We start from the raw sequence: 25,575 nt of genomic DNA, 5'->3' as shown, positions 1-25,575 counted from the left end.
TTTTCTCTAATAAAGCGGCCTATTAAAAGCCCCTTTTTAACCTTATATTAACAGCATAGATAACTATGCAAAAAACACCTAAAAAAAGGGCCAAAAGGCCCTTTTTTTTGCTTAGCTATGCAAAAATAATTTATGCATCTGGGTCATTTTTGTTCCACCAGAGGAAGCGTGCCAAGGCTGGCAGTACAATAATTGCACCAAGCATGTTTACGACAAACATAAATGTAAGCAATATTCCCATATCCATTTGGAATTTAAGCGATGAGAACACCCATGTGCTTACACCAATTGCCAGTGTTACGCCTGTAAACAACACCGCACTACCACGTTCTTTCAGTGCCGCAAAATACGCTTCTTGGACTGTTGCACCCTGCTTGAGCATTAAACTCTTTGTAGAAAGTATATAGATACCATAGTCAACACCAATACCCACACCCAGTGCGATAACTGGCAAGGTAGAAACGGTGAGACCAATCTGTAGGTATGTCATTAGTGCCTGAGCAAGGACCGATACAACATACAGAGGTATAACCACGACTAACGTTGCTCTAATCGAACGGAAGCTGATTAAACACAATGCGATAACAGCGCCGAAGACATAAAGCATCATAGGATCTTGTGCTTCACTCACCGCTTCGTTTGTTGCTGCCATTACGCCAACAGGACCTGAAGCAAGGCTAAATTTCATATCGTCTGTTTCATAGTCGCTGCGGTAGTCTTTCACTGCATCAACAACCCGTGAAATAGTTTCTGCTTTATGATCTTCCATGAACAGGATGATTGGCATAACTGAACAGTCACCGTTTAATAAACCCGATGAGGTAGGTACGCGTGAAATTGCCTGCACTAAAGTCTGCTGATTACGAGGGATAACTTGCCACTTCACATTCCCTTCGTTGTAACCTGCGTTTACAATTTTTGCGACCGATGCCAAAGACACAGCAGACTGCACACCATCAACGTTTTCCATTTTCCATTGGAAGTCGTCCATGGCTTTCATCACGTTATGCGAGGTACAGGCCTCTGGTGTGGTTTCTACAAGAATAGAAATATAATCGACAGTAACTTCGTATTTATCGGTAATTAAGAACGTATCTTGGTTATATCGCGAGTCTTCATGAAGAGCTGGCGCACCGGCATGTAGGTCGCCTATTTTCATCTTTTGAGCTTGGAAATGACCAAAAACAAACAAAATAGCAGTAATGGTTAATATGATAGCCGCCGGCTTCTTACGAGAGCACGCCGCAATCATATCCCAGAATTTACTGTTTGATTTTTCTTTACCCGCGAACTTTTCTACGTAGCGTTCATCAAGCTTCAAAAAGCTCATAAGCACAGGTAATAAAAGAAGGTTGGTTAAAATAATAACCGCAACACCCATACTGGCTGTGATAGCTAGCTCTCTAATAATACCTATGTCGATAACCAATAAGGTCATGAAACCTACAGTGTCAGAAAGCAATGCAATACCGCCTGGTATAAGCAAGCTTCTGAAGGCTGCCATAGATGCTTGTTTTGCACCAATCCCTTTAACAGCTTGCTTCTCTACCGCATTTATCATCTGCACACCATGGCTTACGCCAATGGCAAACACAAGGAACGGCACTAGAATAGACATGGGGTCCATGCCGAAGCCAATAGAGGTTAGTAGGCCAAGTTGCCAAATCACCGCGATGACTGAACACAGCAATGGAAGCACGGTAAGCATTATACTGCGAGAGAAGAAATACACCATGATGGCCGTAATTGCGATTGCGATGGCGAAGAAAACCAACACATCTTTTGCACCATTTGCTACGTCGCCAATCATTTTAGCGAAGCCAATAATATGAATAGACGTTTGCTCGTTCTCATACTGGCCGCGAAGCTGCTCCTCTAGCTCTGCGGCAAGCGCAAGAGTATCGAGAGGTTCGCCGGTTTGTGGGTCGATGTCAAGCAATTGCGCAGTTACCATTGCGCAGCTGTAATCGCTGGATACTTGGCGACCAACAATATTCGCTTTTTCAATGTTCGCTGCTACAAGTTCAAGCGCCTCAGGATTTGAGGAATTGAAGTCGGCTGGAATTACCGGCCCCCCGGCAAAACCACCTTCTACAATTTCGGTAAAGCGTGTAGAAGGAGAAAATAAAGAAATAACTAAAGAACGATTTACACCATTGATAAAAAACAACTGGTCATGCACGTTCTTCAACGTGTCGAAAAAGTTTTTATTGAAGATGTTATCGTTTTTATCGCACACAGAAACAAGAATATTGTTTGCGCCACCAAAATCTTGGCGATGCTCAATATAGGTTTGCATGTATTCGTGATTGAGAGGAATATTTTTTTCAAAGCCTGCGTCTAAACGCATTTGAGAAGCTTGATAGCCTAAGAAAACCGTAGCAATAGCAAAAAGTGCGACTACCACTTTGCGGTTACTGAAGACTAATTTTTCTAGAAAATGGGTCATTTTTTTTATACTGCCCTATTTTAAGTTCAACGTTTTCACGCCGTTCGCTGACACCGCGATGTTGAGGCCTTTAAACTGCTTTGCATTGAGAATTGCAGCTTTATCGTCAATTTGCGAAACGGAAATACCTTCTCCAGGCTTACAGTCGGTAGGATTAGCATAAGGGTCGCGCATGCTTGTAGGTATTGGGCGCGTCGCCTTTACCATTTTACCGTTGTTACCTAATGCATAAACTTCAGAGTCTGAGCTTATAAGAATGGAGTTTAATGTGCTTGTTGAACACGTTTGTATGTATTCCCAAGACGACGACTCGCGACTAACAAACATGTTTCCACGTAGGCCAACGGCTAACACGGTTTCATCATCTAATGGCTTGATGTCAAAAAACGAACCTGTGTAATCTACGCTGTAACGCTGCCATGATTTTCCAAAGTCATCGCTTTTTGCTAATAAACCAGCCTCTCCAGCAAGGTACAGCGTATCGTTATCTAGCGTTATTCGATTTATGTGAGGAAGAATAGATTCTAACTCTTGCTGATAAAAAGCTTCGTCTTCTTTTCTAATCTCTTCTAGATATTCCCTATCATAAGGGTCTAAAAGACTGGCATGCCGTTCCGCACTCCACGTTTTACCGCCGTCTAATGTACGATAAAAAAGGCCATAGGCGCCCGCTGCAATACCGTGTTCTTCATCAAAGAAAAGAACATCAAGAAATGGACGCTGTAAGTCGGGCTGATACTGTTGTACTTCCCAAGACTCACCTTTATCTGATGAATGGATAATGGTTGCGTCGTGACCCACCGCCCAAATGTTGCTTCCAACCACGGTATTGGCCGTTAAGGTTGACTGCGTTGGTACTTGTTTTTGGTTAAAGTCGCTGCCGTTTTCAGAAATAAGCACATGCCCACGTTCACCGACAATAACAACATATTCATCAGCGTCTATATCCAGTAAAACAGATTGTTCTACTAATGGTGCCATAAATGCTTCTTCAGCAATTGCAGTACTTACGTTATTCACTGCAAAGGTGGCGGCAATGCACGCTGCAATGGTTTTTTTCATATTGAACCATTCCCCCTAATAATAATTGTCTGTAAACAAAAACGGTTGGCAAGTGCCAACCGTTAGTTGTGTAAGGCTGTTAGCGCATACCTTCTCGTCGTAACGCTTGCGGTGTAAATTCAACATCTCGAGGACGTACGGTAAAGTCGTACATCTGCTCTTCGTTGTCTAAACCGATAGCTAAGTATCTACGCGAGTTTAAGTCGTGATATGAATCTAGCGTAGACCACTGCGTTGGCACTTCGTAATAGTTTACACCATACGCTACAGCAACACGATAGAGTTCGCCACGATTGTCATACATATCAGCAACTTGAATTTGCCAGCTGTCTTCATCTATAAAGAACACACGCTTTTGATAGATATGGCGGAAGCCCTCTTTCAATGTAGCTTCAACTACCCAAACACGGTGCTTTTCCCAACGTGTTAGATCAGGGTTAACGTGGTTTGGCGTAAGAATGTTCTCATAGCTAGCATTGTCTGAGTGTAATGCATAGTTGTTATACGCCACGTACATTTCTTGTTTACCTACCAGCTTCCAATCGTAACGGTTAGGTGAACCGTTAAACATATCAAAGTCATCGGTAGTGCGCAGGCCATCAGCTGCTGTTCCTGGTGTGTCATAGGCAATGTTTGGTGCTAGACGAACACGACGCTGACCCGTGTTGTAAGTCCACGCTTTACGAGGCTCTTTCACTTGGTCTACAGTTTCGTGAACAAGCAATGCCGTACCTGCAAGACGAGCAGGCTGAGTGACTTTCTGTTTAAACATAAACAAAATATTGTCTTCAGTAAGTTGCTCTGGAGTTGCATTTTCTTCGGCGTACTTAATGAGAAGCTGCTCGTCGAAACCAATGACGTTGTAGTCACCACCGGTAGTAACCGCTGCTTGGCCACCATTACGCTGAACGGCTTCACCGCGATAACGTAAGATGTGGTTCCATATAGCTTCCAACCCGTTTTGCGGAATAGGGAACGGAATGCCAATAGCAGCACCTTTAATACCGTTACCACCATCTAAAAGCTCAGCGCGCGTAGCGTTTACTTTAGTTGCGTCGTATATAGCCTGCGGGTTTGAGGCCGAGCGACGAGTTGGATAAACCGGCATACGGAACGTGTCAGGGTATGTTTCGAACAGCTTCTTCTGCCCTTCCGACAAGTACTCAGCATATTCTTTGTAGTTATCAGCTGTTATTTCAAATAAAACTTTATCTTCTGGAAATGGGTCTGGGTGGTGATCGCCCACCGAGTAGCCTGCAGGTGCTGAGGTAATACCGCCAGTCCATGCTGGAATACTGCCATCGGCATTGGCTGCAACTTCGCCTCCAAGCGGCGTTAACTCATTACCCAATTTGTTCGCCTCAGCGTCTGAGACTTTCGCCATTACACTTGCACCAGATAGTGCCAGTGACAAGGCGGCTGCAATAATTCCTACTTTTCTAATCATAAGTACCACTCTTTAGATTGCATATTTGATGTTAAATGAAACAAAGTCTCTATCTGCAAGCGCATTAGTTGTACCAATACCGCCCCAGAATGCACTGTATGACGCTGTTGCCGACCACTTGCTTAAGTAGTCTAAGGTCATAGAAAAAGCAGCAGACTTAACATCTTCTGTGAAAAGGAATAGAGGATCGGGTGTGGTGCCCTCTACATCATGTGAAAACGTTGCTCTTACACGTAAGTTCATACCGGCATAAATTGAATTGTAATCGGCAACCGCCAATAGACGATATCCCCATGCATCGTCAGTAGCGAACGGATTGGTTTCCGGTCCGTCTGACAAGCCTAGGTGAAGCCCCTGACGAGCATTACCCGTGGCCGTTGGCTCTAGTGATGGCGTTCTTGCCGTACCAGGTGCATTCAGTCTCACTACGTTTGGATCTGGCATATCAACAATATTTACGTAACCGGCTTCACCAAGGAGTACAAAATTGTCTGCACCAAACTTAGGTCCAAATACGTGAGACGCTGTAAACTGCATCTGCCATGTATCAGAGAAAATAAAGCCCTGCGCTGTTTCACCCGGACCCACTGCGCGACCAATGTTATTCAACTGAGAAATACCGGCTAAGTCAGGACGCAGACCTGCATTTGCAAGCTGTTCTGGCATACCCATGTACAGTAATTCAACGTCGTCAATCTGCAGTGGCTCGTCTACACGATATGCAAATTCACCCGCAAGCGCTGTTGTACCAATATTAGTGTTAAAGCTCATACCATAGAGCTTAATATCTTCAGGGTAGAAGAATTCAGACTTTGTAAACGCACGTAAGTCTGTGATGTTGTCACGAGTAATTTCATTGCCAGCAATAAACGCTAGATCGGCACCAATACCCGCTTGAGTAAAGTCTGATGTCACACCAGAGATAAGCGGACGTTGGCTGTGATAATTAATGTGATAAAAGCTAAATTCAGTTTCATTAATTTCAGGTGCAAACCACGTTAAACGTAAACCGTACTGACCTTGGTCATCTGCTTCATTGTGAGGGTCATCACCGAAACCGCGAACCGCAACCTTGGTTGGGTAGGCTAAATATGCCTGAGATAAATCGGCTGGGTTGGCCCCTGAACGTAACAAATCGCCATACCCGTTAAGCGCGCTCAGCAAGTGCTCTAGGTCGATATCTGGGTTACCACTGAAACCTAGCTGAATGTTTTGGCGTTGGCCGCCGTCACCCGCGAAGTCATTTACGGCAAAATAGCTGCCTGACACAGGCAACCAACTGCGTTGGAATTCGTATTGATAGTAACCAGAGATACTTACGTCTGGTGTTAGACCTAACGAGGCGTAAACCATGCCTACCGGTAGATATACTTCTCTTAGTTCGGCACCAGGTGCACGGGCCCGAGTTACATCAACAGGGTTTGTTGTGTTGATGCCATGCTGAATAAATGTACTCTCACCCCAGTTGATAACCTGACGACCTACGCGAAGTGTTAGCGGCTTATCGCCTACCCACCAATCACCGTAGAAGAAAGCATCGTATAGACGCACATCGGTACACAGCAAGTCTTCTGCTTCAGGGTCTTGACAAAGATCATACTGGTTGCCTGTTATTGGGTTTGAATATGGGCGGTCGCCGTCCATTTGCTCAAAATCATAAAACCAGAATCCGCGAGCAAAGAAACCGTAATCACCAAAGTTGATGTCTAACTCGTGAGTACCTGAAATCTGAGTGGCAAACGCATCGCCTGGATCGTGAGCCAAGTTACCAAGGTCGCCATTCGTAGAGTAGCCACCGTCAGCTAAGGCCCAGACATCACCGCTCGTGTAAATAGGATTAAATGCTGCTTGATAACCCGACCAATTGAATTGAGGCTGGTTACTGTTACCGATAAGATCATAATCTCTCGCCTCGGTACGAATACTTGTAGCCAGTGAAAATGTTGAATCTAACGTGATGTTTGCATCACCTACTTGCCAACTGGCGGCGTGAGCAGGAACTGCAGCAGCACCTAGCAGAGTGAGAACCCCTGCTGCAATTGGTGAAATCTTAAAAGCGCTAGGCCTGTTTTTCATATTTTTATACTCCCAAGTCGACGCGATAGCATGCTCGACATCATGACCAACCATAACGATTAACAAAATCATTACATCATTTGACCAGAACCGCAAGAACTAATCCTACCAGTTAACAATTTTTACAACATTAATCGTATCAAATAGTTATTGCTTTATCCTGAGTATAAAAGGCATTTATGCACTTGCACAAAAAATTATGAAAAAGTGAGTAAATTTCACCCACTAGTTACTGTTTTAAAAACTTTAAAAAAAAGAAACTGAGTGTAGTGCTAGCGGATGCGCTCGAAGGATTTGATTTTGTTCTGTTGATTCACAATCATTCTAAACCGCCCTTTTACTCCATCAGAGGTAATAAATTGGCGTAAACGACCGGTAGGCACCTGCACGCGCACGCCAGATTCCGCAACCATCACTACGTTGGGTACTGATGGCGAATAGAGCGCCTCACACTGGGTGTAAGGCACACTTATCGAAAAATAAAACACACTATCTGTTTGTTCAATCCGCGCCATAAGCAAGGCTCTTGCTCACTTTTTCGAACACGTCTTTACTTAACCCTTTATGGTTGAGTAGTCGACCTAACTGCTCTTTCATTAAACGTTGATGTTGAGACGCAAACCCTTGCCATTGAGTTAACGGCGTAACTATCCTTGCCGCTACCTGCGGATTGAGTTTATCTAACTTAAGTAAGTAGTCAGCAACAAACTTATATCCGCTGCCATCTAATGCATGAAACATTTCACTATTATAAAAAGCAAAACTGCCGATGACTGAGCGCACTCGGTTAGGGTTACTCATAGTAAACTGGGGGTGTTCACACAGCATGGTAATAGTAGCGAATATATCTTTTGTTGGCTGTGTGGCATGTAACGCAAACCATTTATCTAAAACCAACGGGTCCTTGTTGTACCTTTGTTCAAATTTTGCCATTAATGAATCGAACACTTCTTTACGGCAGAACTGCGCACTGCGAAGGGCGCCTAGTGTGTCTGTCATATTATCAGAAGCCTCAAACTGCTCAATAACAAGATGTTCGTGTTGCGGCAAACGAGCTAAATGCGCTAGCACGACATTTTTACAGCGGCGCTGATTTACCGCGCTTTGTTCATAACTATACGGCTTGCTCTCAATACTATTAAAAACGTCAAGAAGCGCTGCTTCTAATTGTTGAGCAAATTGATGGCAAAACTTAGTTCGCGCTTTGCTTAATTCGGCCACATCAACAGAAGTTCTCAATTGGCAGAGTGTTTCAAATGATGGAATAACGAGACATTCACCAAGAAGTTCTACATTATCTATTTCTCTGAAGATTGCACTGCGAATACCAACCCAAATATTTTCGTCGATAGAGGCTTCGGGCGATTGCTCAAGCTCTCTAATACAACGATCATAGATAGACTGCATTGCATCCCAGCGATTAAAGGCATCCTTCCCATGCTTAAATATGGTCAGGAGTGACTCAGTGGACAAGGGGTTATCGACCTTGGCCGGTGCAGAAAAGTTCCCTAATACCGCCGGAGTAAGGACGTTACCTGATGCATCCACGGTGAATGACATAGATTCTTTGTCTAATATCACCATGCCGTCGTTTATTACACCCTCATTATCTGAATACAGTTCACCGCCCTGGCCGATGATTTCAATATTAATCGGCATATACAATGGCTGTTTGTCGTGCTGATCAGACGTTTTAGGCGTGCGTTGCGATAGCGTAAACTGTACTTTCCCGTTTTCGAGCTCTTGTTGTTGAACACTTATAACGGGAGTGCCCGATTGACTGTACCATAGTGAAAACTGGCTTAAGTCTAATGATGTTGCAGACTGCATAGCAGAAACAAAGTCATCGCAGGTGACAGCTTGTCCATCATGTCTCCTGAAGTACTCATCCATCCCCTGCCTAAAGCCATCAACGCCCAACAGGGTGTGGAACATGCGAATAACTTCTGCACCTTTGTCGTAAACCGTTACTGTATAGAAGTTATTCATTTCAATAACTTCATCAGGTCTAATTGGGTGACTCATTGCACTTGCATCTTCCGCAAACTGGTGCTCGCGCATCACTCTTACATGCTTAATTCGGTTACTGAGTTCTGACGTCATATCTGCGCTGAACTGCTGGTCGCGAAATACCGTTAGCCCTTCCTTTAAGCTCAATTGAAACCAGTCGCGGCAGGTTACTCGGTTCCCAGTCCAGTTATGGAAATATTCGTGGGCAATAACGGCTTCTACATTGAAAAAGTCATCATCTGTCGCGGTATCTTGATCTGCTAAGACAAACTTACTGTTGAAAACATTTAGCCCTTTATTTTCCATTGCGCCCATGTTGAAGAAATCGACAGCGACAATCATGTAAATATCAAGGTCGTATTCCAGGCCGAATACATCTTCATCCCACTTCATTGCCCGCTTTAAAGACTCGAGCGCGAACGTGCCCTGATGCTTTTTACCTTTATCAACGTAAAGCTCTAACGCAACCTCTTTACCGCTTATGGTGGTATAGCTATCTGTTAATAAGTCAAAGTCTCCTGCCACAAGTGCAAATAAATAGCAGGGCTTAGGATGTGGGTCGTGCCATTTAACAAAATGTTTGCCATCACTCAGCTGCCCCTTATCGACAGGGTTGCCGTTTGAAAGCAGCATTGGGTATTTTTCATCGCCAACTACCGTTACTGTATATACCGATAGAACATCTGGACGGTCTAAGAAAAATGTTATTCGCCTAAAACCTTCTGCCTCACACTGAGTACAGTAAGCCCCACCTGACAAATACAAACCTTCCAAGGCTTTGTTGTTATCAGGGGCAATGCTGGTTTCTATGTAAAGCGTAAACTCGTTTTTATCGACAGGAATAGAGAGCGATGAGTCGGTAAGGATATAGCCGTCGTTATCGTCAGATTTCGCCGCAAGCGGTGCGTTGTCGATAAGCAGTTTATGTACAGGAAGATTATCGCCGTCTAGCACTAACGGCTGATTGTGACTGCCCTGCCTTGTTACTTTCAGAGTACTGATTACGCGAGTGTCTGTTGGATGAAGTGTGACGTGCAAGTCAACGGTACTGATTAGAAAAGCGGGCGGCTTATAATCCGCCCGGCGTTTAATTTGAACTGACATAGAACCCCTTTTTGAAGTGCCTATATGAATGTTATACAGACCCTTCGCTTTTAGTTTCAAATGTTGGCGGCGTGATACGTAATATCTTAATGCCTAAATACGCGTAAACAATCGCAAGAATTGGGTTAATAACGTTGAAAAACGCATAAAAAATATAATCGAATGGATTTATCAGTAGTACGCTGTGCATATAAGCACCGCAGGTATTCCACGGGATCAGCGGAGACGTTAGCGTTCCGCCATCTTCTAAGCTACGGGACAAGTTTAATTGGTCGAGACCACGTTTGCTGAATTCTTCTTTGTACATGCGCCCAGGCATTACAATCGATATGTATTGGTCTGCAGTCACTAAGTTGGTGGCAAAACAGGTTAATATGGTACGACTGACCATATCGCCAGCAGACTTAGCGCCCAATAAGATAGTGGCGACAGCGCGTTTAAGTAAGCCCACGCGTTCGAGCACGGCACCAAACGACATGGCACAGATAATAAGCCAAATAGTATTAAGCATTGAAGACATGCCGCCGCGAGAAAGTAAGCTATTTAGGTTTTCATCTGGCGTAGAAAAGCTGACACCATCAAACAGTGCTGTCCACACTACCTTTAGCGCACCAATGCTGGCGCTATCGTCTGTACTGGCCATTTCTGCTACTACATCCCATTGAAATACAACGGCCCAAACACCGCCCAACAGTGCGCCAATAAAAACCGCAGGAAACGCAGGCATCTTTTTAATCGCGAGCGTAAGCAGAACAACAAGCGGGACTAGCAAATGCCAGCCAAGGTTGAAAGACTCATTAAGTAAAAGCTGCATCTGCTCGATTCTGTCTGCTTTCGCTTCACCCACCTCGCTAAAGCCGATAACGGTAAACAGGATGAGTGCAATAACAAAGCTAGGAATTGTCGTCCACAGCATATAGCGAATGTGATCGAATAAGTCAGTACCCGCAACAGCAGGTGCAAGGTTTGTGGTTTCAGATAAAGGTGATATTTTATCTCCAAAATACGCGCCCGACACCACCGCCCCCGCGGTAATTGCGGCCGACATTTCCATGCCTGCCGACACACCCATAAGCGCGACACCTACGGTAGCTGCTGTTGTCCACGAGCTTCCAATACTCATAGCGACCACTGCACATATTAGGCAGGTTGCGGCATAGAAAAACGATGGGTTTAATAGTTCGAGACCATAATAAATAAGCGTAGGCACGGTACCCGCTAGCATCCATGTTCCAATAAGAGAACCAACAGCAAGCAATATCAGGCAAGCCCCCAGGGACATTGAAATGCCGTCAACGATGCCTTTTTCTATGGTTTTCCAACTGTAACCGTTCTTCATCCCAATGATGGCGGCCATTCCCATTGCTAGTAATAAAGCTATTTGGTTTGGACCATAAGACGAGTTGTCTTCAAAAAGATAAACGGCAGTGCCCATCATCAGAACAAGCGCCACAATTGGAATAAAAGCGTCTAGAAGTGAAGGAGTTTTTAATTCTTTATTTGTCATTGTTATTGTTTTAATAAACCTTAATTGAAAACGTCGAGTGTCTTAAAAAACAGAACGATAAAACATCAGCGCGATAATAACCGGACACACAAAGCGCACATACCAAGGCCAAATTTTCCAAAATAGGCCGTGTTCTACGTTTTCATTTCCTTGTTTAAGCTCTGCCAGTATTGCATCTCTTCGCCACACCCAACCCGCGAATATACACAGGGCAAGGCCAAGAAGAGGTTGGCTGTATTCTGTGGTAAGCGCAATAACAAAACCGAATAGCAATTCGAAATTGAAAATAACAATACAGCTTAGAATAAAGATAACCGCTGCGATAAATATCACGGCCTTGTGACGTTTCATACCTTTACTCTCAACCATGAACGCCACGGGCACCTCTAACATAGATATTGATGATGTCACGGCAGCAATGGCCATTAAAGCAAAAAAGGTAAACGAAACAAAAATGCCGACAGAGCCTATAGTATCGAAAAGCGCAGGCAACACCTTAAAAATCAGCGTGTCACCTTGTATTAACGCACCATGATCGGTGAATATTTCTACGCCGTTATTCAGCGCTACATACATAGCGGGTATGATTAGCATGCCTGCAATAACGGCAACGCCAATATCAACTAAAGCTACCGAAGCTCCTATTGTTGGCAAATTTTCATTTTTACTGAGATAAGAACCATAAACCAACATAGTACCTACACCCAGTGACATCGAAAAGAATGCCTGCCCCATGGCATTGATAAGCAGCTCTGGGTCGAGCACTCGAGAAAAGTCTGGAACTAAATATGCACTCCAGCCTTCTACAGCACCCGGTTGCATGCTCACGTAAACGATCAGCGCTAAAATGAGAATCACCAAAGTCGGCATTAACCTTACCGACCATTTCTCTATTCCTGACTTTACCCCACCAACCACGATAAACGCGGTCAACATCATGAACAAAGCACAGAATATTACGTTACGCGTAACCGATGAGGTAAGTAGCCAGTCGCTCGCAGACTGCATTCCTACAAGGCGCACTGCAGAATCGGCAAAGTAGACCAACATCCAGCCACCAACGATGGCATAAAAAGCTAAAATAAGAGAAACGGTGACACAACCCCATATCCCTGTGGCTCTACCGACAAAGTTTCCAGATATTTTTCCCAGTGCATCAACCATATTTGAACGCGAGCTTCTTCCAATAATTAACTCTGCCATCAACACTGGATAAGCAAGTACAAACGCAAGCAGTAAGTAAACCAATACAAAAGCTGCGCCGCCGTTACTCGCTACTTTTGTTGGGAACCCCCAAATATTTCCCAGACCCACTGCTGAGCCTGCTGCTGCTAGCACGAAACCTATTCGAGAAGAAAACTCGCCTCGTATCGCCATATTATTTGCCTTTATTATTGTTGTAATATTTATATAGACACAAAAAAAGGGCTGGCCCTAGACCAGCCCTTTTTCGATAGCGCTTAATTTGTTGTTATAGCGTATCGACCTGTCTCAATCATATCAAAGGTGATGTTAGCTGCCTCATCTAAGAACGGGTCTAACTCTTCCATATCTTCTGGAAGGTCATCAAGCGTAGCGACTGGCTCTAACCCCATTCTTTGGAGACGTTCGTTAGCGCGGGCTAAGGATTTTGCCTCGCCCTCTTTTTTCTTCGCTTCTCGCTCTGCCTTCACCAATGATATAAAGTTTTTATCTTTATTCTCTTTGTACTCCTGAATATCCTCGTCGATATACGAAAACTCAGGATTTTGCATAATTCGTTTATTATGTTTTGCCGTTAACACATCTAGTGCCGATCTATCATCCGCAAAAGTTGTGTAATTGGCTCGATTAATACTGTCCCAAGGTAGTGCGTTATCAGCTTGACTTTCACCCCACTCAGCCGGTTCAATTGCCGATGGATATAAGATGTCTGGAATAACTCCCTTGTGTTGGGTACTTCCACCGTCTATGCGATAAAACTTCGCGATGGTAAACTGAACACTACCTAGCGGATTGTCGTATAGGTCGTAAATTTTTCCTAAGCCGCGATGCTGCTGAACCGTTCCCTTACCAAAGGTTTGCTCTCCAACAATAAGCGCACGATTGTAATCTTGCATTGCCGCTGCAAATATTTCGGATGCTGAAGCACTGTAACGGTCTACCAACACAGTAAGCGGCCCGTTATACGCAACCTCACCATCAGTATCGCGATTAACACTCACTTTCGACTGCCCGTAGCGAATTTGTACTACCGGGCCTTTCTCAATGAACAGCCCAGAAAGTAATGTGGCCTCAGTTAATGAACCGCCACCATTACCTCGTAAATCAACAATAATGCCCTTCACATCTTGAGATTTAAGAGAGTCAATTTCTTTGGCTACGTCTGCACTTAAATTGTTGTAAAAGCTTGGGATAGTTATCACACCTAACGACTGACCAGCATGTGGCCCTTCATCAGGAACATAAACTTCTGATTTCGCAGCTCTGTCTTCAAGTTTGATTTTATCGCGAGTTAACTTAACCACCGACGTTGATTTAGATTCTGTTGCGCCTTTTTCAACTTGCAGGCGAACTGTGCTACCCTTTGGCCCCTTAATGAGTTCAACAACTTCATCAAGTCTCCAGCCGATAACATCAACAAATTCCTCGTCGTCTTGCGCTACACCAACAATTTTATCTTCAGGCTTAATAGCACCTGATTGATCAGCTGGACCACCAGGCACAACGCTTTTGATAATGGTATAGTCGTCTTCGCTTTGCAGTACTGCACCAATTCCCTCAAAGGAAAGGTTCATCTCCATTTGAAAACGATCAGCATTTCTGGGGGACAAGTAACTGGTATGCGCTTCAATAGTTCTTGCAAACGCGTTCATAGCAGTTTGAAAAACATCTTCGCTTTTTGCCTGTTTCGTGCGTTTAATTGCACGAGTATAGCGCTTGGTAAGAAGCTCTTTCGCTTCTTCCCAGGTTTTGTCAGCTAGAATAAGGTTGAGCGCGTCGTATTTAACTCGCTGACGCCATATTTCGTCAAGCTCTGCAGTATCTTTTGCCCAGTCAGCATCTTCTCTGTCGTAATAGAACTTATCGTTCTCTTTCGCAAAGTCGAAAGGTCCCTTTTCTAATAGGGCTAGAGCATATTCGTAGCGTTCAACCCTTCGCTGCGCAGATACGTTGTACATATCGTATGCAATAGACAGATTGCCCTTGCTCAACGCATCGTCGAACAAATCGCGATACTTTTCGAAACTCACCACATCTTCAAGTAAAAGCACTTGTTTGTTATGGTCAAGGGATTCTATGAACCTTTGATATACTCTTGCCGAAAGAAGATTATCCAACGATATTTCTTTATAGTGTGCACGTGTGAATAACGCGCTCACTCGTTTTGCTGCAACACTGTGCTGAGATTCTTGTTGGAGTATTGGTAGCTCATCAACGTCAGGCGTTGATGTTACAGCACCAGCACCTACACCAACGGTAAGGAATGCGCTAGCAATAGAAATTCGAAGGATATCTTTCATATTTACGACCTCTTGGAACGTGCCAAACGTAAAGCGTCTGCTTTTACTTTTACCACCATACCGGTATCGAGCTGAACATGGATGCCATCTTTAGCAATTTCGGTAATCACTGCCGGCATGGGTTCTTTACCCAGCTTTACCGTTACGCGAGTACCTTGCTTCATGTCACCGTCTGTCAATTTGGCAGGGGGTGTTGTAGTTGGTCTATTATTCTTCGGTTTAGTTCCGCGCTTACTCTCAGGTTGAGCAGAATTGGCCGGCTTTTCGCCCTTTGGACGATTAAACTGACGCTTTTCTGAACGCTTAGGTTGCTGAGCCATTTTGGCCTTGCGTTTTTCAGCTGCCTTCGCCTTACTCTCTTCAAGTTGTTTTTGCGCGTGATCCGAATGCTCTTTTTCAATCGCGTCACCTTCAACACCATCTAAGTCGACGCGATGGGCACCTTCTTTAATGCTGTACAGGTACCGCCAGCTGTTTGTGTAGTGACGAAGCGTAGAGCGTAATAGCGTTTTGCTAACCCGTTCATCATCGTCTAACCGCTGAGCAAGATCTTGGAAAATACCGATCTTAAGTGGAAGGGCCTCTCCTTCAGTGCTAAAACACTTTGGGAAGGTCTCTGCAAGGAAAGCAATAACTTCCTTACTTGTAGTAAACTTCTCTGTTGATTCCATTAACTTTCTAAATTATTCAGGAGATTTCTTCGTTATTTGCATCATCCCAAGTTGCCAGCGTGTGGTCAACCCAATCGAGCAATTCGTCGTCATCAATTTCTAATAAATGTGCATCTTGTTGCCAAGACTCCCAAGCGTAGTGCAAAATTTGCTCTAAACGCTGTGTTTCTATATCTTCTTCTGCGGCATCATATATTGCATGAAGAATAAAGTTTAAACGTTCCGACGCCTCATCTGGGTCATCGTGAACGTCTTCCATATCTTCATAGGTAGACAATACTACATGAATATCGACGCTTATTTTCATGATGGCTGTTGAGATTGGACAAGTATTTGCGCTATTTCTACCAAACCGTTTTCATCTTCTTGCGAGAAACGACCGTGGCTTGGGCTGTCAATATCGAGAACGCCTATAAGGTTTTCATTGACGATGAGCGGCACAACTATTTCGGAGTTTGACGCAGCATCACATGCAATGTGACCATCAAATGCGTGAACATCATCTATGCGTTGAACAGTTTGTGTTGAGGCACTGGTGCCACACACTCCCCGCCCCATTGGAATGCGTATGCACGCCGGCTGCCCTTGAAATGGCCCAAGGACAAGCTCTCCCTCTTTGTATAGATAAAAGCCCGCCCAGTTCACATTCTCTAAGCCATTGAACAATAATGCGCTCAGGTTTGCCATATTGGCAATTAAATCGTGCTCGCCCGATACTAAGCTTTTTGCTTGGCTTATAAGCTGGCTGTAATCTTGTTTCAAACGGTAACCCTGTTATTGTTTAATTTTAAATGTGACATTCACTCGTGCTTCAACATTACTCTGACCTGGCAAAGATACTGACATTTCCTTTGCAAATGTATCGGCACGCATGACTGGAATCGGCATATTGCCACCAGATTCAGATATTGCAACCACTTCACCTACTTCAACGCCTAATTCTTTCGCTAAAAGCTGTGCTCTATTCTTTGCATCACCTACTGCAGCGATTAGCGCTTTTTGATAGAACGACGTTTCACCGAGAGTTATAAAGTTAAACTGCTGAATACGATCAACTCCCCGTTTAAGCACGCCATCTAACACTCGGTCATAATTATCTAGGTTGGTTGAAGTAATAGAAATTTCTCTTGAAAGAGTAAACCCATCTTGATTTCTTCCTTGTGGCGTATTCACATAACGGGGCGTTAAACGCACTTCCATGCTTTGAATATAACGTTCTTCTATACCCTCTTTCAGTAAAAATTTAACGATGGCCTTTAAATCACTCGCCAGCGACTGACTTAATGGGCTAACCGTCTTACCTTGTGCCTCTATAACAAAGGTAACCGAAAATGCATTAGGAACAACATCAATAGAGCCAACACCTTGCACACTCACTGTTGCCGCCGGCAACACTTCTTTTGAGTTCACACCTTCAGAATGCGCCCACAGAGAAGTTGAAACGAAACTAGTAAGAAAAGAAAACAGAATTAACGATGTTACTGCATATTTATTTTTCATGGGGCGTCCTTAACTATTTTTTGTTATCCACAATGCCGCAACGCGGCCTATTAACGTTTTTGTGCACCGAAGACTATATTCTAATATAAATGAACATGGAGTGAATGATGAAGCAGTTTACCCGTTTGAAAATGAAAAAAGGTGAGCAGCAACGCTCACCTTACACTTCATTAGAATGAAGGATTACTTGTAACAAGCACTAATTTAAACAGGATTGGGGTTAATTTAGCACGCTTTTCAACGATGCTATGCAATGGTCTATATTACGCTGTTTGCAGGCATAACCCATTAATCCGATTCGCCATACTTTTCCAGCGTGCTCCCCCAAACCTGCGCCAATCTCTAAATTGAATTCGTTGAGAAGGTGACTTCGTACTTTGGCATCATCCACTCCCTCAGGGATACGAACCACGTTGAGCTGAGGTAACCTGAAACGGCTGTCTACAGTAAGCTCTAAACCTATTTCATTTAGCCCTTGGGCTAACCTGTCATGACCCGAAGCATGTCTTTTCCACGCATTCTCTAAGCCCTCTTCTTTTAGCATTAGCAAAGATTCATACATGGCATACATACTGTTTACTGGTGCGGTGTGATGATAAGCACGCTTTGCACCTTTGCCCCAATAACCCACAATAAGATTCATATCTAAGAACCAGCTTTGTACCTTGGTTTTCCTGTTTTGAATTACTGATACGGCTTTTTCACTAAATGACACCGGAGCGATTCCAGGAACACAACTTAGACATTTTTGTGACCCTGAATAAATAGCATCAATCCCCCACCCGTCAACGTCGAGCTCTATGCCGCCTAATGAGGTGACCGAGTCAACAATCGTAAGGCAATTGTGTTTTTGAGCAAGCTCGCACAATAACTTTGCTTCGTTACGTACACCCGTTGAAGTTTCTGCGTGAACAAACGCTAGTATTTTGGCGTCTGGGTTGGCGTTAAGCGCGTCTTCAACCGCGTTTAGATCGGTTTGCTCTCCCCAGGCGTTGTTAATAGTGACGGCCTCGCCGCCGCATCTTTCGACGTTTTCGACCATGCGCATACCGAAAACACCATTTATACACACAATCACTTTATCGCCCGGTTCGATAAGATTCACAAAACAGGCTTCCATCCCAGCAGAACCCGGTGCAGATATTGGCATAGTGAGCGGGTTTTCAGTTTGAAATGCGTACTGAAGAAGATTTTTTGTTTCGTCCATCAGTTGAATAAACAGAGGGTCTAGGTGCCCAATTGTTGGACGTGCCATCGCATTGAGGATACGAGGGCTTACATCTGATGGACCCGGCCCCATAAGTGTGCGTTCAGGTGGTAAAAATGTGGCGTTTGACGGTAGTGGCATGCTCAATTCTCTAACTTTTAGAATGCTTAATCATGCAGACATACTACTAGGATAGCTCTCTGGTACAACCATCTGTAGTCAACATAATTTATATGAATGGTAAGTCTGCTGCACATTAGTCTTCGTCTTAGGCGTTGAACTCATATTTTGCGGTGCGACTTTTAGTGACAATCCTTAATGGTTGATGAAGTTTATAATCTGCCCGTTGAGGGATTGAGTAAGCCAGATTCTCTAGTATGTGTATATTCTAGCTATCGATAGAAACGGAATAGAGTGAGGTTATGTGGTTAGACCAGAGTTTTTATAAACATTAACCAATTGATTTTAATCCAGTTATTTATAATTTTGAGCCTGTAATAAAAAATTAACACCTATTTTGTTTATAAAATGAGCAAACATCATCTATAATTGAGATTCGTGCAAGATTTACGTTAAATCTCTCCCTTTAAAAGTTAGCGCACGGCTCAGCAATGGGCCATTTCCCTAGGCCCAGAACGGTTGTTCTGGGCGTTTTTTGTTTGCCCAGCGAAGCTGGCAAACCCGTCAGGTTGAATGAAACCTGAATCACCCTGACTGAGGGGAAGATAATCCGAATGGCAAGGGCGTTGTTGGCCAACGGCAGGGTCTGAAGGAAGCCATAGGAAGTTAGAGGTTTAGCAAGTGATATGAAGTATGCAGGAGCCGTATACGAGGCCCGTACGTACGGTTCTGTGAGAGGGATGAGGCGCAAGCCTCACCCTACTCGATATGCACAACACATAATATCTACCTATACATCAGTCGCCTTTAGCGAATGTGCGTAATGTTGAGCGTTATCCTTATAGTGTGCAGCCGAGGCTTCTAACTTAGGTTTAACACTTTCATCCAAGGTTTTAATGACTTTTCCCGGGGAGCCGACGACTAAACTAAAGTCAGGAATATCCATATTTTCTGTAATTAAGGCGTTTGCGCCAACGATACAATACTTTCCTATATTTGCGCCATTGAGCACCACTGCATTTATGCCAATAAGCGAATAATCGCCAATAGTGCAACCGTGTAGCATTACTTTATGCCCCACTGTCACCCCCGTACCAAGGGTTAAAGGTACACCAGCGTCAGTATGTAATACGCTGCCGTCTTGAACATTACTTTTTTCACCTACAGTAATAAGGTCCATATCGCCGCGTATAACAGCATTGAACCAAACGCTGCTGCCTTCACGCAAATCGACGTTTCCAATAACATGAGCACCTGGTGCAATATAGGCGCTTTTATCGATTTTAGGGGTTAAATTGCCCAGTGAATATTGCATATCATCTTCCTTTTTTGCCCATAACTATTTTGAAATTATCGGTCAATTTTATGAATCAACCTGACGCATAAGACCTTCTTGTGTGGTCGATGCCACGAGTTCGCCTTGCTGCGTAAAGATCTGCCCTTGTACCAAACCTCGAGCACCGCCACTGAACGGACTTTCCATCGCGTATAGCAACCATTCATTTAAGTTAACAGGGCGGTGAAACCACATAGCGTGATCAATAGTGGCCATTCGTAAAGACTTATCAGTAACCGCGACGCCATGAGGTTGCAAAGAGGTGCTTAAAAAGTGGTAGTCTGACGCGTAAGCCAGCGCCGCTTGATGAACAGATAAAGACCCACTGAGCGTATCTCTCGCCTTCATCCATATATAGCGCGTTGGCTCGTGTTTAACAGGTTGATAAGAGTTGGCCGCATTAACCGTGCGAATATCAACTGGCTTGTGGTAGCTCAAAGCCTCTCTCATTGGGCGAGCGATTTTATTGAAATTCTCTTGATAGAAATCGATGTCAGACTGAACCTCCTCTGGCGGAGGAACATCTGGCATTGTTGGTTGCTGATGGTGCATACCCTCTTGAGGTACCTGAAAAGATGCTGTCATATAGAAAATGTTTCTACCGTCTTGAATTGCTTTAACTCGGCGAGCAGAGAAACTACGGCCATCTCGAACAATTTCGACGTCATAAACCACAGGTTTTTGTGCGTCTCCTGGCAATAAAAAGTAGGTGTGAAATGAGTGGGCCACTCTTTCTTCGTCAACGGTCTCGTAAGCAGCGGCTAGCGCCTGTCCAAGAACTTGTCCGCCAAATAATGCCCGAAAACCCAAATCCCAGCTCTCACCTCGATAAAGGCCTGCTTCTATGGTTTCTAACTCAAATAGCGAAGATAGTTTAATATCCGACATGTTGTGCGTTCTCTTGTTTCATTGCTTTGGGATTTCTTGGGTAGTACTTTTCTGGCAGTGTTGCCTTATGCTCAAAAAAGCGAGTGTCTTTATAGGGTAACTTCATAAACCCTGAAATACCTAACCCTTTTATAAGCGGTATCTGCTTAACCAAATCATTAAGAAGCGCTCTGAATGACGCCTCTTGGCTGTGATCGAGCAAGGTATAATAATTGTGAATTTTTAGATGGGTAGCTAATGACTCGAAAATAATACACCCCGTATGATGGATGGCGTTAAGCGCTTTTATCGTATCTATTATTGTATCCGGTAATTTTAGTAGCTCGTCTGGATCATCACCATCTTCAAAATAAGAGTGTGTGCGACTATCGTCTTTTGATAAGGACGTTTTAGACAACTCATAGGGAATTTCAAGACCTTCTGATGGTATGAAATCTTCATCCTCACTTTCTCGCTCAATGTGCACCGTGTTTTTCGCATTGAACATACAACATTTAAATACAGCGGGCTTATGTATGGCGCGAGCAAGGGTAATTACATTATTAACCGCCTGTTCGAAGGCAGACTTTAAACCAGGATCGTGAAGGTTAAGACTTGAATCTACATAAATACCTTCAGGCTCCCACCTCACGGCCATTCCACCAACCACTGGATAGCGACCCAAGCGACTTATTGCAGAAACGAAGGCTTTTTCGGTATCGCCCATACCTTGAAGATAATTTTTGTAGTACCGGTCAAACTGCGCATCATCGATATAGCGCAACTCTTCGCTCTCAAGCGCGGCTTGTTGTCGCAGATAAGACTTTCTTGAGCTATACACTACCGTTTCTATATCCTGCCCGGTTTGATGTACCCATGTTGGAATAAGCGGTGTATACACCGCCTCTTTATCTTCAGAAAACACCATGTTTTTTAAAACATGTAGGTGATTAAGAAAATAATCGCCTCCCTGTCGGCGTTTGGTAGCGTCGTCATCGAGCATGTAGGTTAAAATGTCTGCGAGCATTTTCGGCAAGCCTAAAGACGAGGGAGTAATAACTTTGCTGCCGTATCGACATGACTGCCCAGAGGCCAGTGCATAAAGGGTACTTGCTAAGCCCTGTTCATCAAAACGGGGGCTAGAAAGCGCACCATTTAACTGTTCTTCACCAATAAAATACACATCGCCAAGCCTAGCATTTGTTTGCTGCAGCTCGCCCGACATTAAATCCATTACATTGTTGGTAACGAATTGCCCAGAGGCATCTGTTTGTGCAAATACGGAAGACCCCCAATCTATCAAACCAATACTTTCATTTTCGCCGTCCCATACCAGATTAGATGGCTTTATGTCCCCATGTACTATGGGCTTGTCCATTCCTTTTGCCATATATTGCCGCAGGTAGACCAGTATTTCCCCTACTTGAACGGCTATTTTGACGATGACTCGCGGTGATAATGGCCCCACGTGAAGACTTACTTTTTCTAAGTCTTCCCCCGGCGCTTGTGCCATGACAAGTATGGACTGCTTTCTTATTTGCTGGTACTCAATAAAACGAGGAACGTACTTGTGATCGACATGAGACAGCATAAAGCCTTCTTCCTCAAGCCGTTCTCGTATGTGCTGTGGTAACGTAATTCGGGAAAATTTAAATACGCGTTTTTCTCCATTAGAAAGCGCGCCATTAGCAAGCACGCCAGAAGGAGACTCGCCAGAAAAAGCAAACCCAAAAGCCCCCTTGCCTAACAACTCAATATTTATATATCCAAGGCTTTTCAGCTCAGCAATACAAAGGCTAACCCAATCTTTTAGCTTTTTCGCGTCTGCGTGAGAAAGCAAATAAATAGATTGTTCATCAGGTATGTAAAAGTGTTTGAGTCCCTTGAGTTGCGACATAGTTAATTATCTTTATTGACCCAAATAACACTGCTACTGCTCTGCTCTCCCATGTGTTGCGTCACTTCAAGCATTGCTTCACTAAGCTGTGTGTCAAGCTGCCAAGCAGGGTTTAACACCATTACTCCTGAGCCGTACATGCCCGCATCATGAGTATTTTCAGCAATTTGCATTTCAGCTTTAAAACAGGGCACCTGCAACTCGCTTAGCTTTTCACACATTGTTTCACTAGCGCCATGCTTGTTGCCAGAACGGGCCGAAAGCAAAGGATACCAGATAACAATCTGAGCCTGCTGCCATCGCTTCAGCACTCGTTCTACGTTTGTAACAACATCTTCATATTCATTCACCCTTTCATAAGGAGGGTCAATTAATATTGCACCTCTATTAGGCTTAGGTGGAGTGAGAGCAATGAGTCCTTCAAAGCCATCGCGCTTATGGGAATGGGCGTTACTGCTGGCATAAGCAGCAATATTTGATTCTAATTTTGCGAACTCCCCAGGATGAAGCTCCATAGCGTGCAGCACATCACTCTCTCTTTTTAACTCTGCACTAATAACAGGTGAGCCTGGGTAAGCATCTTTGCTAACAAAAGACTGACAAAGAGACACATAGTCGTTTAAGAGGGAGCTTTTCGCAACAACATCCTGCAAACTGGCAATACCATTTAAATACTCTTTATTTTTTGACGATAAATCATCTGTGAAGTCATACAGTCCTGCACCAGCATGAGAGTCGTATAACGTAAAAGGCTTTTCTTTCTTTTTAAGCGATTTTATAACGCCTAACCAGCACAGGTGTTTGATAACGTCGGCATGATTGCCAGCGTGAAATGCATGTTGGTAACTTAACACAATTTTCCTAGGTAACGTTGCGTTCAATGTATTTCGCTATAATAGCGTTTTGCGTTAACCGAGTACATGACTTACCAAGAGGGCAAACAAAAAGGGCCAACTTCCATTGAAGTTAGCCCTATCGTGTTATCTCTCTTACCCTGAAAAGGTTATTTACGAGATGTTATTTTAAATGCATAAGCATCTTTTCAGGCGAGGTAAGATAGCTCATCCACAAGTTGTTAAACCTTACCATGGTAGCGCCATCAATAATGCGATGGTCTCCTGACCAGTTCACCGCCATGATGTTTTGTGCCGTCACGTTGTCATTGTCATCGAAGCGAGGAAGCTTCTGAGTTTTTCCAAGTGCAACGATCGCAGCTTCTGGCTTATTAATGACCGGCGTTGCCGTAATGCCGCCAATTGCACCTATATTAGAAATGCTTATCGTGCCGCCTTTTAAGTGCTCGCCTGATACACGACCGGCTCTTGCCTGCTCAATGATATCCTGCATCTGTACCGCGATGTCAAACAAAGACAATCTTTGCACGCCCTTGATGTTTGGTACTAATAGCCCAATTTTCGAGTCTACAGCAAACCCAATATTGTGGTCTTCAAAATAGGTTTGCTCTGAGCCTTCATCATTAAGCTGGCTGTTAATAACAGGGAATTCAGTCAACGCCAAAGACATAGCTTTTACGAAAAACGGCATAAAGCTGAGTTTCACATTTTTCTTTTCAAACTCAGGCTTCAAGTTTTTGCGAAGTGCAATCAAGTTGTCCATCACGACTTCGTCGCTTACCGTAAAGTGCGGAATGGTGTAAACGGACGCTGCCATTTGCTTAGCCATTGCTGATTGAATGCCGCGTACTTTTTCTACGCGTGTACCACCTGTGGCTTGGTTGTTATTAGAATTAGCACTAGTTACTTGTTGAGATGATGTCCCACTCTTCAATTCGTAGGTATTACTTGCATGTGATCTCGTATTCTCTGATACCGCATCCTGCGATGCCTTTGCCAGTTCAAGAACATCGGTTTTTAATATTCGACCTTTTTTACCAGAGCCCGATACTTCGGATAAGTCCAAGTCTTGCTCGCGAGCAATACGTCTAACGGCCGGACTTGCCAAAACTCTTCCCGGGATAGCAATAGGCGGCTCGAATTCCCCATCCTTCCATTTAGCTTCGTTTTCTAGACGAGCTGCGGCTTTGCTTTTTGTCGATGCCTTATTTGAAGAAACGCTATTGGCCTGCTGTTCTTTTGCTACTTCAGGCGCACTAAGTTTTGACTCACTGGGTACTGAACCACTGTTCTCTGATCCACTGATCTCTGACCCACTGAGATTTGTTCCGCTGCGCTCTACCATCAGTGCAAACAAGGGGGTGTGTACTTTGGCAATGTCGCCCTGAGCGTGATAAAGCTTATGAACAGTGCCGGCATTTTTGGCTGGAATTTCTACCACGGCTTTGTCTGTCATTACTTCAACAACGGCCTGGTCTTCTTCAATACTGTAGCCTTCTTGAACGTTCCACTTCACTATTTCACATTCAACGATACCTTCTCCGATATCTGGCAAAATAAAATCTTCAATGGCGCTAGTTGAAGATGAAGCCCGCGTTTCGCCTACATTCGAGTTTTCGGAGCCCGAATTTTCCGAAGCGGTATTCTGTGGATTATCATCAGTCGATGTTAGGTTTGCTGTTGCGTCTTCAGACTCAACACTATCTGCACTAATAGACGAGTCATCTGTGACCATGGCAAAAAGAGGCTCGTGTACCTTTGCAATATCACCAACAGCGTAATGCAGCTTTTTTACCGTACCGGCGTGCATGGCCGGAATTTGCACTGTCGCCTTGTCCGTCATCACTTCAGCAACCGGCTGATCCTCTTCAATGTGTTCGCCTTCGCTAACAAGCCACTCAAGCAACTCGCATTCAACGATACCTTCACCAATGTCGGGTAAAATAAATTCAATTGTCACTGCTA

General features: G+C 44.1%; 19 protein-coding genes. All 19 read right to left on the bottom strand.

Going from position 1 to position 25,575, the window contains the following annotated elements; translation table 11 throughout:
- Positions 1–130 precede the first annotated feature (130 nt).
- Entirely contained in the window at positions 131–2,449 is a 2,319-nt protein-coding gene (locus tag BM528_RS04785; protein WP_071978902.1) for an efflux RND transporter permease subunit, read from the bottom strand.
- Positions 2,450–2,464: 15 nt separating this feature from the next.
- Positions 2,465–3,511: a WD40/YVTN/BNR-like repeat-containing protein gene (locus BM528_RS04780; protein WP_071978901.1), complete on the bottom strand. Its 1,047-nt coding sequence runs from the start codon at positions 3,509–3,511 to the stop codon at positions 2,465–2,467.
- A gap of 79 nt (positions 3,512–3,590) precedes the next feature.
- Positions 3,591–4,958 (bottom strand): DUF1329 domain-containing protein, encoded by a 1,368-nt coding sequence (locus tag BM528_RS04775; protein WP_071978900.1) that lies wholly within the window; start codon positions 4,956–4,958, stop codon positions 3,591–3,593.
- 12 nt (positions 4,959–4,970) lie between these two features.
- Positions 4,971–7,034, bottom strand: coding sequence for a DUF1302 domain-containing protein (locus BM528_RS04770; protein ID WP_071981164.1), 2,064 nt, complete (start codon positions 7,032–7,034; stop codon positions 4,971–4,973).
- Positions 7,035–7,306: 272 nt separating this feature from the next.
- Positions 7,307–7,549, bottom strand: coding sequence for a DUF2835 family protein (locus BM528_RS04765; protein ID WP_071978899.1), 243 nt, complete (start codon positions 7,547–7,549; stop codon positions 7,307–7,309).
- Positions 7,536–10,148: an aminopeptidase N gene (gene pepN, locus BM528_RS04760; protein ID WP_071978898.1), complete on the bottom strand. Its 2,613-nt coding sequence runs from the start codon at positions 10,146–10,148 to the stop codon at positions 7,536–7,538. The genes BM528_RS04765 and pepN overlap by 14 nt, the downstream gene beginning before the upstream one ends.
- Before the next feature lie 31 nt (positions 10,149–10,179).
- Entirely contained in the window at positions 10,180–11,655 is a 1,476-nt protein-coding gene (gene nhaC, locus BM528_RS04755; RefSeq protein WP_071978897.1) for a Na+/H+ antiporter NhaC, read from the bottom strand.
- Between the two features lie 42 nt (positions 11,656–11,697).
- On the bottom strand, positions 11,698–13,032 hold the full coding sequence (locus BM528_RS04750) for a sodium-dependent transporter (protein WP_071978896.1): 1,335 nt from the start codon (positions 13,030–13,032) through the stop codon (positions 11,698–11,700).
- 83 nt (positions 13,033–13,115) lie between these two features.
- A complete protein-coding gene (prc, locus tag BM528_RS04745) occupies positions 13,116–15,158 on the bottom strand; it encodes a carboxy terminal-processing peptidase (protein ID WP_071978895.1) in 2,043 nt (680 codons plus the stop codon).
- A 2-nt stretch (positions 15,159–15,160) separates the two neighbouring features.
- On the bottom strand, positions 15,161–15,829 hold the full coding sequence (proQ, locus tag BM528_RS04740; RefSeq protein ID WP_071978894.1) for an RNA chaperone ProQ: 669 nt from the start codon (positions 15,827–15,829) through the stop codon (positions 15,161–15,163).
- A gap of 16 nt (positions 15,830–15,845) precedes the next feature.
- Complete coding sequence (locus BM528_RS04735) at positions 15,846–16,136, bottom strand: hypothetical protein (protein ID WP_071978893.1); 291 nt, start codon at positions 16,134–16,136, stop codon at positions 15,846–15,848.
- The gene (locus BM528_RS04730; protein ID WP_071978892.1) at positions 16,133–16,591 is read right to left on the bottom strand and encodes a GAF domain-containing protein; all 459 of its coding nucleotides are present in this window, start codon (positions 16,589–16,591) and stop codon (positions 16,133–16,135) included. Before BM528_RS04730 ends, BM528_RS04735 begins: the two co-directional genes overlap by 4 nt.
- A 12-nt stretch (positions 16,592–16,603) precedes the next feature.
- Positions 16,604–17,329 carry an SIMPL domain-containing protein gene (locus BM528_RS04725; protein WP_071978891.1) on the bottom strand — a complete coding sequence of 242 codons (726 nt, stop codon included), beginning with the start codon at positions 17,327–17,329 and terminating at the stop codon, positions 16,604–16,606.
- A 220-nt stretch (positions 17,330–17,549) separates the two neighbouring features.
- The gene (locus BM528_RS04720; protein WP_071981163.1) at positions 17,550–18,629 is read right to left on the bottom strand and encodes a pyridoxal-phosphate-dependent aminotransferase family protein; all 1,080 of its coding nucleotides are present in this window, start codon (positions 18,627–18,629) and stop codon (positions 17,550–17,552) included.
- 817 nt (positions 18,630–19,446) lie between these two features.
- Positions 19,447–19,971 carry a gamma carbonic anhydrase family protein gene (locus BM528_RS04710; protein ID WP_071978890.1) on the bottom strand — a complete coding sequence of 175 codons (525 nt, stop codon included), beginning with the start codon at positions 19,969–19,971 and terminating at the stop codon, positions 19,447–19,449.
- Between the two features lie 48 nt (positions 19,972–20,019).
- Positions 20,020–20,880: an acyl-CoA thioesterase II gene (tesB, locus tag BM528_RS04705; protein WP_071978889.1), complete on the bottom strand. Its 861-nt coding sequence runs from the start codon at positions 20,878–20,880 to the stop codon at positions 20,020–20,022.
- The gene (locus BM528_RS04700; RefSeq protein WP_071978888.1) at positions 20,867–22,756 is read right to left on the bottom strand and encodes a protein kinase domain-containing protein; all 1,890 of its coding nucleotides are present in this window, start codon (positions 22,754–22,756) and stop codon (positions 20,867–20,869) included. The genes tesB and BM528_RS04700 overlap by 14 nt, the downstream gene beginning before the upstream one ends.
- Positions 22,757–22,758: 2 nt before the next feature.
- Positions 22,759–23,610, bottom strand: coding sequence for a 23S rRNA (adenine(2030)-N(6))-methyltransferase RlmJ (locus BM528_RS04695; RefSeq protein WP_071978887.1), 852 nt, complete (start codon positions 23,608–23,610; stop codon positions 22,759–22,761).
- Positions 23,611–23,773: 163 nt separating this feature from the next.
- The gene (locus tag BM528_RS04690) at positions 23,774–25,570 is read right to left on the bottom strand and encodes a dihydrolipoyllysine-residue acetyltransferase (RefSeq protein WP_071978886.1); all 1,797 of its coding nucleotides are present in this window, start codon (positions 25,568–25,570) and stop codon (positions 23,774–23,776) included.
- Positions 25,571–25,575 lie beyond the last annotated feature (5 nt).

Source organism: Alteromonas sp. RW2A1 (genome assembly GCF_001886475.1).
In the GTDB taxonomy this organism is placed as follows: Bacteria; Pseudomonadota; Gammaproteobacteria; order Enterobacterales; family Alteromonadaceae; genus Alteromonas; species Alteromonas hispanica.
The sequence above is the reverse complement of the archived record's forward strand: the minus strand, read 5'-3'. Positions and strand labels throughout refer to the sequence as shown.

What these genes read in the sequence shown, in the direction of transcription:
- BM528_RS04785 (WP_071978902.1), bottom strand. Translation starts at nt 2,449, where the DNA reads ATGACCCATTTTCTAGAAAAATTAGTCTTCAGTAACCGCAAAGTGGTA.
- BM528_RS04780 (WP_071978901.1), bottom strand. Translation starts at nt 3,511, where the DNA reads ATGAAAAAAACCATTGCAGCGTGCATTGCCGCCACCTTTGCAGTGAAT.
- BM528_RS04775 (WP_071978900.1), bottom strand. Translation starts at nt 4,958, where the DNA reads ATGATTAGAAAAGTAGGAATTATTGCAGCCGCCTTGTCACTGGCACTA.
- BM528_RS04770 (WP_071981164.1), bottom strand. Translation starts at nt 7,034, where the DNA reads ATGAAAAACAGGCCTAGCGCTTTTAAGATTTCACCAATTGCAGCAGGG.
- BM528_RS04765 (WP_071978899.1), bottom strand. Translation starts at nt 7,549, where the DNA reads ATGGCGCGGATTGAACAAACAGATAGTGTGTTTTATTTTTCGATAAGT.
- pepN (WP_071978898.1), bottom strand. Translation starts at nt 10,148, where the DNA reads ATGTCAGTTCAAATTAAACGCCGGGCGGATTATAAGCCGCCCGCTTTT.
- nhaC (WP_071978897.1), bottom strand. Translation starts at nt 11,655, where the DNA reads ATGACAAATAAAGAATTAAAAACTCCTTCACTTCTAGACGCTTTTATT.
- BM528_RS04750 (WP_071978896.1), bottom strand. Translation starts at nt 13,032, where the DNA reads ATGGCGATACGAGGCGAGTTTTCTTCTCGAATAGGTTTCGTGCTAGCA.
- prc (WP_071978895.1), bottom strand. Translation starts at nt 15,158, where the DNA reads ATGAAAGATATCCTTCGAATTTCTATTGCTAGCGCATTCCTTACCGTT.
- proQ (WP_071978894.1), bottom strand. Translation starts at nt 15,829, where the DNA reads ATGGAATCAACAGAGAAGTTTACTACAAGTAAGGAAGTTATTGCTTTC.
- BM528_RS04735 (WP_071978893.1), bottom strand. Translation starts at nt 16,136, where the DNA reads ATGAAAATAAGCGTCGATATTCATGTAGTATTGTCTACCTATGAAGAT.
- BM528_RS04725 (WP_071978891.1), bottom strand. Translation starts at nt 17,329, where the DNA reads ATGAAAAATAAATATGCAGTAACATCGTTAATTCTGTTTTCTTTTCTT.
- BM528_RS04720 (WP_071981163.1), bottom strand. Translation starts at nt 18,629, where the DNA reads ATGGGGCCGGGTCCATCAGATGTAAGCCCTCGTATCCTCAATGCGATG.
- BM528_RS04710 (WP_071978890.1), bottom strand. Translation starts at nt 19,971, where the DNA reads ATGCAATATTCACTGGGCAATTTAACCCCTAAAATCGATAAAAGCGCC.
- tesB (WP_071978889.1), bottom strand. Translation starts at nt 20,880, where the DNA reads ATGTCGGATATTAAACTATCTTCGCTATTTGAGTTAGAAACCATAGAA.
- BM528_RS04700 (WP_071978888.1), bottom strand. Translation starts at nt 22,756, where the DNA reads ATGTCGCAACTCAAGGGACTCAAACACTTTTACATACCTGATGAACAA.